Here is a 10469-nt window from a genome sequence, read left to right as displayed (position 1 = left end):
GGGCAAGGTGCTGGCCCAGGATATGAACTGCATCGAGACCCTGGCCCGGGTGGACGTGCTGTGTGTGGACAAGACGGGCACCATCACCGAGCCCCGCATGGAGGTGGGCGAGGTGGTGTATCTGGACGAGGAAAAGTACGCCGAGACCGAGATCACGGAAATTTTGAACGCCTTTTATCAGGCGGTTGAGGCCGACAACGACACCGCCCGGGCCATGCAGAAAAAGTTCCATGGCAAATCGTCCTGGCACGCCCAGCAGACCATCCCCTTTACCTCCGCCACCAAGTGGAGCGCCGCCGTATTTCCCGGCCACGGGGCCTATGTGGTGGGGGCCCCTGAGTTTATCATGGGGCCCCGGTACAGCGATCTGAAGGAAGCGGTAGACCCCTGGTCGGCCAAGGGCTACCGGGTGCTGCTGGCGGCGGAATATGAGGGGGTGCCCGACCAGAAGGGGCTGGACCCCCGGCGGGTATGCCCCATGGCTCTGGTGCTGCTGTCCAACCGTGTGCGGGAGTCCGCCCCCAAGACCTTCCGGTACTTTGCTGAGCAGAAGGTGGCCGTCAAGGTCATCTCCGGCGATAACCCGGTGACGGTGGCCGAGGTGGCCCGTCAGGCGGGTATCCAAGGGGCGGAACGCTATGTGGACGCCGCCACCCTTCAGACCGACGCCGATATGGACCGGGCGGTACGGACCTACACTGTCTTCGGCCGGGTCACCCCCGACCAAAAGCGCAGGCTGGTGCGGGCCCTCCAGCGGGGAGGCCACACCGTGGCCATGACCGGCGACGGCGTCAATGACGTACTGGCTCTGAAGGACGCCGACTGCGGCATCGCCATGGCCTCCGGCTCGGATGCCGCCTGCCATGCCGCCCAGCTGGTGCTCCTCAACTCCGACTTTGCCGCCATGCCCAAAGTGGTGGCCGAGGGCCGGCGGGTCATCAACAACATCCAGCGGGCCGCCGCCCTCTATCTGGTCAAAAACATTTTTTCCTTCTTTTTGTCCATTCTCTCCCTGTTTGCCACCTTCCCCTATCCGGTGACCCCGCTGCAAATTTCCTTCCTCAGCGCCGTCACCATCGGGGTTCCTTCTCTCTTCCTGGCCCTGGAGCCCAACCATGCCCTGGTCAAGGGCAAATTCCTCACCAATGTGTTCCGGGCCGCTCTGCCCGGCGGCCTGACCGATCTGGTGGTGGTGCTGGGGCTGGAAGCCTTTTACCTGGTCTTTGGCTTTACCACCGACGAGCTGTCCACCATGTCCACCATCCTGCTGGTGACGGTGGGTCTGCTGGTTCTCTATCAGGTGTGCAAACCCTTTGACTGGAAGCGGCGGGTGCTGATGGGAGCCATGACCGGCTCCTCGTTGGTGGCTATCCTGTGGTTTGGCGGCAGCTTTGGCCTGAGTCCTCTGACCCTTCAGTCCCTGCTGGTGTTGCTGGTGTTCCTGTGCCTGGCCTATCCGGTGATGAGCGTGCTGCTGAAGATCTGCCAGGCTGGCGCTCTGCTATGGGATAAGGCTCGCCGCATGAGGAGGCGCCGGTGAGGCCGGTCCTGCGCCCCTACCGTCCAGAGGACTGCCCCGTCCTGGCGGAGCTGTTTTATCAGACGGTACATGGGGTATGCCACAGAGATTACACCCCTGAGCAGTTGGACGCCTGGGCCGACGGCCAGGTGGATCTGGCGGCCTGGGACCTCTCCTTTCAGGCACACACCACCCTGGTGGCGGAGTGGGACGGGGTGATCGTGGGCTTTGCGGATTTGAGGCAGGACGGCTATCTGGACCGGCTGTATGTCCACAGAGACTATCAGGGCCGGGGGATCGCCACTACGCTGCTGGACGCGCTCCCAGGCGCAACACTGACCCACGCTTCCCTCACCGCCCGGACCTTTTTGGAACGGCGGGGCTGGCAGGCGGTGCGGGAACAGCAGGTGGAGCGCCATGGGGTCAAATTGACTAATTTCGTCATGATGAGAAGGGTTGCTGATGCACGGCTCTGACAAGAAATTACCTTTACTTTTTTGCCAACCCCTGATATAATGGCAAAGAATCAAATGGTATCCGCAGCTGCGGCATTGCCGCTTCAGGGGAAGCCGGTGGAAATCCGGCGCAGTCTTACCTCTACTGTAAGCGCGGACAAGGGCGCGAAAAACCATTGGCCTGTGGGCTGAGAAGGTGCGCCGGCGGACGAAGCGCGAGCCAGGAAACCCGCTGCAGGGATACAGTTTTGCGTAACTCTGAGGTGGAGAGGTGCGGCATTTTTTCGGCGGAAAAAGGCCCTCCCCATTTGGGGAGGGCCTTTTTTGACGGAAAGGGGGGCGGTCCGGTGCTGGAAGTGTATATCCCGGTGGGGAACCGGCAGCTGCGCTGCGGCTACACCACCGGTACCTGCGCTGCCGCCGCCACAGCCGGGGCGGTCCGGCTGCTGCTGACGGGGGAGCGGCTCCCCGCCGTCCGGGTGCGTACCCCGGCGGGGATTGAGGTGGAGGCCGAGCTGCTGGACCACGCTGCTGGCCCGGGCTGGGCCTGCTGCGGGGTGCGAAAGGACGGCGGAGACGACCCGGATGTGACCGACGGTACGCTGATCTGTGCCAAGGCGGAACGGACCGATAGCCCCGGCGTTACCATCGACGGCGGCGCCGGTGTGGGCCGGGTGACCCGGCCCGGCCTGGACCAGTCGGTGGGGGCGGCCGCCATCAATTCCACCCCCCGGCGGATGATTTTGGAGCAGGCGGAGCGGGAGGCGGCTCAGGCGGGCTATACCGGCGGGCTGACCATCACCATCTCGGTGCCGGAGGGGGAGGCTTTGGCGGAACGCACCTTCAATCCCCGGCTGGGCATTGAGGGGGGCATTTCCATCCTGGGTACCAGCGGCATTGTCCGGCCCATGAGCGAGGCCGCTCTCATCGACTCCCTCTACCTGGAGCAGGATATGGCCAAAGCCGCCGGGGTGAAAGACCTGCTGGTGACCCCCGGCAACTATGGAGATACCTTTGCCCAGGAGACCCTGGGGCTGGAGTTGAAGGACCGGTGCACTTGCAGCAACTATATTGGTCACGCCATTGACCACGCGGTGGGGCTGGGCTTTTCCTCTCTGCTGCTGGTGGGCCATCTGGGCAAGCTCATCAAGGTGGCGGCAGGGAGCATGAACACCCATTCCAAGGTGGCCGACGGCCGGCGGGAGACTCTTACCGCCCACGCCGCACTGGCGGGGGGAGACAGAAACTTGCTGCGGGCCCTCTTTGATAGCCCCACCACCGATGCGGGCGTGGCCCTATTACAGAAGGCCGGGCTGCTGGAACCGGTGATGGCCTCCATCGCCCAGGCCCTGGAGGAGCAGCTCAGGCACAGGGCGGGCTCGATGGAGATTGGAGCGGTATTTTTCTCCAACCAGTACGGTATTTTGGGAAAAACGGCGGCGGCAGATAACCTGTTGGCCCGTCATGGATACAGACAGGAGATTTGACTATGGTACATTTCATCGGTGCGGGCCCCGGCGGGGCCGATCTTATTACCGTTCGGGGTGCTCGGTTGCTGGGGGAGACGGATGTCATCATCTATGCCGGGTCCCTGGTGAATCCCGCCCTGCTGGACTATAAGAAAGAGGGCTGTCAGGTGTATGACAGCGCCAAAATGACCCTGGAAGAGGTCATTGCAGTGATGAAGGACACGGAGGAGAAGGGCGGCGTCACCGTCCGGCTCCACACCGGCGACCCATCGCTGTACGGCGCCCACCGGGAGCAGATGGATGAGCTGGACAAGCTGGGCATTTCCTATGACGTGACCCCTGGTGTGTCCTCCTTCTCGGGGGCCGCCGCCGCCCTGTGCGCGGAGTACACCCTCCCCGACGTGTCCCAGTCGGTCATTATCACCCGCATGGCAGGCCGCACTCCGGTGCCTGAAGGGGAGCAGCTGAGGAAGATGGCCAGCCACGGCTGCACCATGGTGCTTTTCCTGTCCACCGGTCTGCTGGAGCAGGTGGAGGAGGAGCTGATGGCGGGAGGATATGCCCCGAACACCCCCGCGGCCATCGTGTATAAGGCCACCTGGCCGGAGGAGAAGGTATACCGCTGCACCGTGTCCACTTTGGCCAAAACCGCCAGAGAGAACAAGGTTACCAAGACGGCTCTCATCACCATAGGGCATTTCCTGGGGGACGATTACCAACGCTCCAAGCTGTATGACCCCACCTTTACCCATGAATTCCGGGAGGCCAGCCAGTGACAGCGGCGGTCATCGCCTTTACCCGCCGGGGGGCGGCGCTGGGGCGGCGTTTGGCCGATGCCCTGGGGGCTACCCTCCATGTGCCTGCCCGGTTTGCTGGTGAAGTAGGGGCGCAGGCCTATGACAGTCTGACGGCCTGGACGGCCTGGGCCTGGGAACAGGCGGACAGCCTTCTTTTTATCGGGGCGGCGGGCATTGCTGTCCGGGCCATCGCTCCCCATATCAAGGATAAATTTACCGACCCCGCCGTGGTGAGCGTAGACGAGGGTGGGCGGTTTGTGATTCCCCTGCTGTCCGGCCATGTGGGGGGCGCCAATGCATTGGCCCTACAGGTGGCCGCCCTTACCGGCGGTCAGGCGGCGGTATCCACTGCCACCGACGTCAACGGCCTCTTTGCCGTGGACGTGTGGGCCAGGGAACAGGATATGGTTATCACCGACCGGGTCCTGGCCAAGGAGGTTTCCGCTGCCCTGCTGGAGGGGAAGCCGGTGGGCTTTACCAGTGACTTTAACCACTCCTGTCCCGTCGGATTGACTGAAAGCCGGGCGGAACTGGGTGTATGGGTTACCTGGAAAACCGGAGGGGGCCCCTTTCCCCGTACCCTGCGGCTGTGCCCCAAGGGGCTGATTTTGGGTGTGGGCTGCCGGAAAGGGACCCCAATGGAGGCCATTCAGGCGGCGGTGGAAGCCGCCCTCACCGGCTATGAGCCCCGTGGGGTGGAGCAGATAGCCACCATTGATTTGAAAGAAAAGGAACCGGGCCTGCTGGCCTTTTGCCAAGCCCATGATTTGCCGCTCACTGTTTTTTCGGCGGAGGAGCTGGCAAAGGCGGAGGGGGACTTTACCCCGTCGGCCTTTGTACGGGAGATCACCGGGGTAGACAATGTGTGCGAGCGGGCGGCGGTACGGGCCGGGGGAATGCTCCTGGTGCGTAAACAGGCGAAAAACGGCGTCACCGTGGCGGTGGCAGGAAGGAAGATACCATGAAAGTAACGGTGATTGGACTGGGCCCCGGCGGGGGAGTAGATTTGACGGGCCGGGCCAGAGCGGCCCTGGAGGAATGTGACCTGCTGGTGGGCTATACCGCCTATATCGACCTGGTCAAGCCGGATTTTCCCGAAAAAGAGGTGCTGTCCACCGGGATGCGCCGGGAGGTGGACCGCTGCCGGGCCGCCGTGGAGGCCGCTCTGGCCGGGAAAAACGTGGCCATGGTATGCTCCGGCGATTCCGGGGTGTACGGCATGGCGGGACTCATCTATGAGGTGGCCCAGGAATATGACCCTATTGAGATTGAGGTGATCCCCGGCATCACCGCCGCCTGCGGCGGCGCGGCTGTGCTGGGGGCCCCTCTTACCCACGACTTTGCGGTGATCTCCCTGTCCGACCTGCTCACCCCCTGGGATAAGATTGAAAAGCGGCTGACCGCCGCCGCCCAGGCGGATTTTGTCATCTGCCTCTACAACCCGGCCAGCAAGAGCCGCCCCGACTACCTGAAGCGGGCCTGTGACATCCTGCTCCGGGACAAGAGCCCCGAAACCGTGTGCGGTACTGTCCGCAACATCGGGCGAGAGGGAGAGACAGGGACTCTCTACACCCTGGGACAGCTGGGGGAGGCCCCGGTGGATATGTTTACCACCGTGTTTATCGGCAACAGCCAGACCAAGATTTTGAACGGGAAAATGGTCACCCCCCGGGGCTATCTCCAGCGGGAGAACTGACCCTATGAAGGATATTTTGCTCTTCGGCGGCACCGCCGAGGGCCGGGAGCTGGCCCAGTGGCTGGCGGAGGGGGGCTGGAAGGTCACCTTATGCGTGGCCACCGACTATGGAGCGGCCTTGGTTCCAGACCACCCTAATATTGTCCTCTCCGCCCGGCGGCTCACCCAGGAGGAGATGGAGGAGCTGATGGCCTCCCGTCCCTTTGCCTGTGTGGTGGACGCCACCCACCCCTATGCGGTGGCCGTCACCGACAACATTCAGGCCGCCGCCGCTGTGGCAGGGCTACCCTATCACCGCCTGCTGCGGCAGTCCGACGGGGAGGAGGGCTGTCTCAAGGCCGACAGCATGGCCCGGGCCGCCGATTTACTGGAAGAGCTGCCGGGGCATATCTTACTCACCACCGGCAGCAAGGAACTAGATGCCTTTGCCCGGCCCGGCCTGGTGGAGCGATGCTATCCACGGGTGCTGCCCACTCTGGACTCTCTGGGGCGGTGCCTGGACTTGGGCTTTTTGCCCAAAAACATCCTCTGTATGCAGGGTCCCTTCACCCGGGCCATGAATCAGGCCACCATGGAACAATATGACATCCAGGTGTTGGTCACCAAGGATACCGGCGGCTACGGCGGGTTTCGGGAAAAAGCGGAGGCCGCAAAGGCGGTGGGCTGCACCCTGCTGGTGGTGGAGCGGCCCCGGCGGGAGACAGGGCTGACCCTGGAGGGGCTGAAGGAACGGCTGGAACGGGAGGCAAACGGATGAAAGTCTATCTCATTGGCATCGGCATGGGGGCCCCGGAGACCATGACTTTGTGGGCGCTGGAGGCGATCAAGGAGTGTACCGCCCTGGTGGGGGCTCCCCGGCTGTTGGAGCGGTTTCAGGAGAGCCACACCTGTGTGCCCCTCATCGCCGGGGCGGATATCGCCGAGTACATCGACAAGCAGCGGGAGGGCACCATTGGAGTGCTTCTGTCGGGAGACACCGGGTTTTATAGCGGAGCCCACAAGCTGTGGACCCTGCTGGGGGACCATGAGGTGATTACCGTCCCCGGTATCTCCTCCCTCAGCTATTTCTGTGCCCGGCTCCACACCAACTGGCAGGACGTGAAGCTGGTCAGCGCCCATGGCCGCAGCCATAATGTGGTGGGGGAGATCCAGCGCAACGCCCGTACCTTTGCCCTTACCGGCGGAGCCACACGGGTGGAGGATATCTGTCAGGAATTGACCAGGCGAGGGCTGGGCGGGGTGAAGCTCTCGGTGGGGGAGCGGCTGAGCTATGAAGATGAGCGCATCGTTACCGGTACAGCAGCGGAGCTGGCCCAGGGGTCCTTTGCCGATCTGTCGGTGTTATTGGCGGAAAACCCCGACCCGGTGGTACGGCCCTTCAACTTTCCCGGCCTGCCCGATGAGGCTTTTCTCCGGGGAGAGGTCCCCATGACCAAGGAAGAGGTGCGCACCCTGGCCCTGTCCAAGCTGCGGCTGGAGGAGGATCATGTGGTGTGGGACGTGGGGGCGGGCACCGGCTCGGTGTCGGTGGAGTGCGCCCTGGCCTGTCCCGCCGGACAGGTCTTTGCGGTGGAGAAAAAGCAGGAGGCCTTGGCTCTGCTGGAGGAGAACAAGGCCCGGTTCCATGCCTCCAACCTGCATGTGGTGGCGGGGACAGCACCGGAGGCCCTTCAGGACCTGCCCGCCCCGAACCGGGTCTTTCTGGGCGGCACCTCCGGGGAGCTGGAGGAGATTTTAAACGTGATCTTCCGTAAAAATCCCGCTGCCCGGGTGGTGTGTACCGCCGTGACGCTGGAGACGGTGGCCGAGGCCGCCCGGCTCTTTGCCCCTCTGGAGGGGGCCGACATGGTGCAGGTGTCCGCCACCCGCACCCGCTCTGCGGGGCGGTATCACCTGATGGACGCCCAGAATCCGGTGTGGATTTTCTCCGGGGAGGGGCGGGTATGAGCGCCCCCCGGCTGCTGCTGTGCGCCCCCGCCAGCGGGGGTGGAAAAACCACCGTTACCTGCGCCATCCTTCAGGCGCTGGTGGACCGGCATCTGGAGCCGGTGGCCTTCAAGTGCGGCCCTGATTACATCGACCCCATGTTTCACAGTGAGATCATCGGGGCCAAAAGCCGCAACCTGGATCTGTTTTTCCTGGGGGAGGACAAGACCCGCTATTTGCTGGAACGAAACAGTGTGGGCGCTGGCCTGGCTCTCATCGAAGGGGTCATGGGCTACTATGATGGGATTGCCATGAGCCATGAGGCCAGCGCCTACCACCTGGCCAAGGCTACCTGCACCCCCGCGGTGCTGGTGGTGGATGGTCGGGGGAGCGCCCTCACTTTGGCGGCGGTGGTACAGGGGATGAAAACCTTCCGCCCGGACAGCCAAATCCGGGGGGTGGTTTTGAACCGGGTGTCCCCCATGCTCTATCCCCGGCTGAAGGAATGTATCGAGGGGGAGACTGGGCTCACCGTATACGGTTATCTGCCCAATCTGCCCAGCTGCGCCCTGGAGAGCCGCCATTTAGGGCTGGTCACTGCCGGAGAGGTGGCGGGCTTAAAGGAAAAGCTGCACAAGCTGGCGGCCCAGGCGGAACAGACCATGGATCTGGAGGGCCTGCTGGCCCTGGCGGCGGAAGCGCCCGCTTTGGAAGCGCCGCCCATCTCTCTGCCCGCTCCGGTGGAAGGAGAGCCGGTCATTGCTGTTGCCAGGGACAAGGCCTTTTGCTTCTATTATGCCGACGGTTTGGAGCTGCTGGAGCAAATGGGGGCCAGGCTGGTGGCCTTCTCCCCTCTGGAGGATAACGCCCTGCCGGAAGGGACCTGCGGGCTCTACCTGGGCGGCGGCTACCCAGAACTGTTTGCCAAAGAGCTGGCGAACAACCACATGCTGATGAAGGAGATCCACGAGAAAATCCGACATGGCTTGCCCACAGTGGCCGAGTGCGGCGGCTTTCTCTACCTGCACCGCCACCTGGGGGATGCCGATGGCCGGTATGACTGGCACATGGTGGGGGCCTTTTCCGGCCAGGCCCACAACACCGGCAAGCTGGGCCGGTTCGGATACATTACCTTGACGGCGAAAACTGACGGCCTGTTATGCAAGGCGGGGGAGTCTTTCCCCGCCCATGAGTTCCACTACTGGGACAGCAGCACCCCCGGCGGGGACTTTTCCGCCCGCAAACCCCAGAGCGACCGGGGGTGGGAGTGCGCCTTCCATACCCCCACGCTGTACGCCGGATTTCCCCATTTCCATTTCTGGGCCAGGCCGGAGCTGGCCCGCAATTTTGTGGCGGCGGCCCGCCGCTATCGGGAGGCATCCTTATGACACTGGAAGAAGTGGTACGTTCCATTACCCCCGCTGACCAGAAAGCGGCGGCGGCAGCCAAGGCCCGCTGGGATTCCATTGCCAAGCCCCTGGGCAGTCTGGGGGCGCTGGAAAACGCGGTGATCCGGATCGCGGCCATAACCGGCACCCCCAATGTGGACCTCTCCAAGCGAGCGGTGGTGGTGATGTGCGCCGACAACGGGGTGGTGGCTCAGGGGGTCACCCAGACCGGCCAGGAGGTCACCGCCATTGTGGCGGAGAATATGTCCACCGGAGATACCAGTGTGTGCGCCATGGCCCGGTCCGCCGGAGTGGAGGTGGTGCCGGTGGATATCGGCACGGCCAGACCGCTTACGGGGGAGCGGATTCTCCAGCGGCATATCCGCCGGGGGACTGCTGATTTCACCCAGGGTCCCGCCATGACCCGGGAGGAGGCCCGGCGGGCGGTACTCACCGGGGTGGAAATTGCCCAAGACCTGTGCGCTGGCGGGGTAAAGCTGCTGGGCACCGGCGAGATGGGTATCGGCAACACCACCACTTCCTCCGCGGTAGCTTCGGTGTTTCTGAACCAGGAACCGGAGGTCATGACCGGCCGGGGCGCGGGGCTGTCCAGCGAAGGATTACAGCGGAAGATCAAAGCCATTCAGCAGGGTATTGAACGCAATCAGCCCGACCCCAACGATCCCCTGGACGTGGTAAGCAAGGTGGGAGGCCTGGACCTGGCGGGGCTGGCAGGCGTGTTCCTGGGGGGCGCTGCGTGCCATGTGCCAGTGCTGGTGGACGGCTTTATCTCTTCGGTGGCCGCCCTCATCGCCGCCCGGCTGTGTCCTGCCTGCAAAGACTATATGCTGGGGTCCCACGCCTCCGACGAGCCGGCCAGTAAGCTGGTGCTGACCGAGCTGGGGCTGGAGCCCTTCCTCTATGCCGGGATGCGGCTGGGCGAGGGCACCGGTGCGGTGGCGGTGATGCCCCTGCTGGACATGGGGCTGGCGGTGTACCGGGAAATGACCACCTTTGAGGCGGCGGATATTGACGCCTATGAGCCGTTAATGTAACTCCAAGGGGGAATTCTTCCCCCCTGGATACAAAATCGGTTCCCAAGGAAACCGATTTTGATACCCTCCTCGCCTTTGCACGGCAAAGGCGGTTGTGGCCGCAGCGGCCACAAGTTAAGGTGTGCTGCGCAGGCGCATGTCCTGCTCCGCACTATTTGGAATCA

10 protein-coding genes and 1 riboswitch are annotated in these 10469 nt (G+C 63.5%); all 10 genes read left to right on the top strand.

The window, feature by feature from the left end:
• The coding region (locus tag Q0J75_RS06230; protein ID WP_297198268.1) for an HAD-IC family P-type ATPase at nucleotides 1-1540 on the top strand (1540 nt) is incomplete at its 5' end.
• On the top strand, nucleotides 1537-1995 hold the full coding sequence (locus Q0J75_RS06225) for a GNAT family N-acetyltransferase (protein ID WP_297198265.1): 459 nt from the start codon (nucleotides 1537-1539) through the stop codon (nucleotides 1993-1995). The genes Q0J75_RS06230 and Q0J75_RS06225, both read left to right, overlap by 4 nt.
• Nucleotides 1996-2042: 47 nt before the next feature.
• Nucleotides 2043-2226, top strand: a riboswitch (cobalamin riboswitch).
• A 95-nt stretch (nucleotides 2227-2321) separates the two neighbouring features.
• The gene (gene cbiD, locus Q0J75_RS06220) at nucleotides 2322-3461 is read left to right on the top strand and encodes a cobalt-precorrin-5B (C(1))-methyltransferase CbiD (RefSeq protein ID WP_297198262.1); all 1140 of its coding nucleotides are present in this window, start codon (nucleotides 2322-2324) and stop codon (nucleotides 3459-3461) included.
• A gap of 2 nt (nucleotides 3462-3463) precedes the next feature.
• Nucleotides 3464-4219 carry a precorrin-4 C(11)-methyltransferase gene (gene cobM, locus Q0J75_RS06215; protein ID WP_297198259.1) on the top strand — a complete coding sequence of 252 codons (756 nt, stop codon included), beginning with the start codon at nucleotides 3464-3466 and terminating at the stop codon, nucleotides 4217-4219.
• Nucleotides 4216-5205 carry a cobalt-precorrin 5A hydrolase gene (locus tag Q0J75_RS06210; RefSeq protein WP_297198256.1) on the top strand — a complete coding sequence of 330 codons (990 nt, stop codon included), beginning with the start codon at nucleotides 4216-4218 and terminating at the stop codon, nucleotides 5203-5205. Before cobM ends, Q0J75_RS06210 begins: the two co-directional genes overlap by 4 nt.
• Entirely contained in the window at nucleotides 5202-5936 is a 735-nt protein-coding gene (gene cobJ / locus Q0J75_RS06205; protein ID WP_297198253.1) for a precorrin-3B C(17)-methyltransferase, read from the top strand. Before Q0J75_RS06210 ends, cobJ begins: the two co-directional genes overlap by 4 nt.
• Before the next feature lie 4 nt (nucleotides 5937-5940).
• Nucleotides 5941-6693, top strand: coding sequence for a precorrin-6A reductase (cobK, locus tag Q0J75_RS06200; RefSeq protein ID WP_297198250.1), 753 nt, complete (start codon nucleotides 5941-5943; stop codon nucleotides 6691-6693).
• Nucleotides 6690-7883 (top strand): precorrin-6y C5,15-methyltransferase (decarboxylating) subunit CbiE, encoded by a 1194-nt coding sequence (gene cbiE / locus Q0J75_RS06195; RefSeq protein ID WP_297198247.1) that lies wholly within the window; start codon nucleotides 6690-6692, stop codon nucleotides 7881-7883. Before cobK ends, cbiE begins: the two co-directional genes overlap by 4 nt.
• On the top strand, nucleotides 7880-9250 hold the full coding sequence (locus Q0J75_RS06190) for a cobyrinate a,c-diamide synthase (protein WP_297198245.1): 1371 nt from the start codon (nucleotides 7880-7882) through the stop codon (nucleotides 9248-9250). The genes cbiE and Q0J75_RS06190 overlap by 4 nt, the downstream gene beginning before the upstream one ends.
• On the top strand, nucleotides 9247-10305 hold the full coding sequence (gene cobT, locus Q0J75_RS06185) for a nicotinate-nucleotide--dimethylbenzimidazole phosphoribosyltransferase (protein ID WP_297198242.1): 1059 nt from the start codon (nucleotides 9247-9249) through the stop codon (nucleotides 10303-10305). The genes Q0J75_RS06190 and cobT overlap by 4 nt, the downstream gene beginning before the upstream one ends.
• The last annotated feature ends 164 nt before the right edge of the window (nucleotides 10306-10469 follow it).

The sequence above is a fragment of the uncultured Flavonifractor sp. genome (genome assembly GCF_944385615.1).
Lineage (GTDB): Bacteria > Bacillota > Clostridia > Oscillospirales > Oscillospiraceae > Flavonifractor.
Note: the sequence above shows the minus strand (reverse complement) of the source record. Positions and strands in the feature narration are given on the sequence as shown.